General features: G+C 50.4%; 1 protein-coding gene. It reads left to right on the top strand.

What is annotated here, in order from left to right; genetic code table 11:
- The first annotated feature begins 118 nt into the window (after positions 1 to 118).
- Positions 119 to 1,240, top strand: coding sequence for an IS110 family RNA-guided transposase (locus IC617_RS18725; RefSeq protein ID WP_191146508.1), 1,122 nt, complete (start codon positions 119 to 121; stop codon positions 1,238 to 1,240).
- Positions 1,241 to 1,545: the final 305 nt, after the last annotated feature.

Here is a 1,545-nt window from a genome sequence, read left to right as displayed (position 1 = left end):
CTAGACATCATGATTCCCTGAGCTGAAGTGTCGATCTCCTGCGCTTTATCGTGGGTTAGTCGAACCAGAGCCACACTGTTAATGGGCGTTACTCGTTAACAGAAAACAGGAGATCGACATGTCTAACCCTAGCACGATTTTCATCGGCCTGGATGTGCACAAAGAAACCACGGATGTCGCGTTTGTTTCTAATCAAGATGAAGCCGTTTTGTTTTACGGCACCATCCCCACCAACAGTCGTTCTGTCGGCCACCTTATCAAGAAATTCTCAAGCAAAGCCAGCAAGTTAGTGGTGATTTATGAAGCAGGGCCGTGCGGCTATTGGTTGTACCGAATGCTCGAGCGTAAAGGCATTGAATGCTGGGTGGTGGCACCATCGCTCATCCCCAAAGCGCCCGGCGACAAGGTCAAAACTGATCGGCGCGATGCGATGGCGTTAGCGCGGTTAGCCAAAGCGGGTTTGCTGTCGTCGATTCACATACCCAATGCCGATGATGAAGCCATTCGTGATTTAATACGTTGCCGAGAAGATTGCATGTTGGACTTGCGCCAAGCTCGCCAGCGATTGAAGTCGTTTCTGCTGCGTAACGGTCATTCGTATTCAGGAAGAGATAACTGGAGCGATGCCCATAAACGCCATTTGGCCGACATTCACTTCATTGAGCCTGCCAAGAAAATCACCTTTCAGCACTACATCGGCATTGTTGAACATCGCTACCAAAGCTTGCAGCACATCGAGCGGGAATTAGAGCATCTGGGCCAGCAATGGTGTTGGTATCCGTTGGTGCAATTTCTAACAGTCTTGCGCGGTATCCGTTTTTTAAGCGCTATTACCTTAGTGGCCGAGCTTGGCGATATGCGGCGCTTTGCCAATCCTCGCTCGCTAATGAATTTTGTTGGGTTAACCCCTTCTGAGCATTCCAGCGGCCAACGCCAAAAGATAGGTGGCATCACTAAATGTGGTAACACCCACGCCAGACGCATATTGATTGAAGCGGCATGGGCGTATCGCTTTTCACCCAAAGTCTCGCGCGAGTTGCAAATCAGGCAGCAAGAGCATTCTGTGAACTTACAAGAGCGCTCATGGCAAGCGCAACTTCGGTTGTGCAACAAATTCCGGCGGATGAAGGCCAAAGGCAAAGAGCAAAACAAAGTGGTGGTGGCTGTGGCCCGTGAGTTACTTGGGTTTATCTGGGACATCGCGCAACGATTTGAGCCCAACAGCAAGGCAGTAGGGTAATCCAAAATCAACAACACAATGAGCTAAAAAAAGAAGTCAGTTACAACCTGAATGAGCCCGACCGGCGGCAGCGGTGCGAGCAACCCTCGAGAGCGTTAGGCGATTTAAATTCGCGCTCCTAGACTGAGGCAAGGCTCCAACGGCGCAAACAAGTCATGCGGATAACCAAACCCGCGTATATCAGCAAGGTCAACCGCCGACACTTACTTGCCCAAGGTCACTCATTCAGGTTCTTCAATGCCGGAAAAGAATGTTCGGTAGGGAAACAGCTGCGCCTATTGACAGCGGGAATCATATCAACGCTT

It is taken from the genome of Neiella litorisoli (assembly GCF_014773395.1).
GTDB lineage: Bacteria > Pseudomonadota > Gammaproteobacteria > Enterobacterales > Neiellaceae > Neiella > Neiella litorisoli.
This window is presented reverse-complemented; position numbering and strand designations above follow the sequence as displayed.

Coding starts and splice junctions, on each gene's coding strand:
- IC617_RS18725 (WP_191146508.1), top strand. CDS start 119: ATGTCTAACCCTAGCACGATTTTCATCGGCCTGGATGTGCACAAAGAA.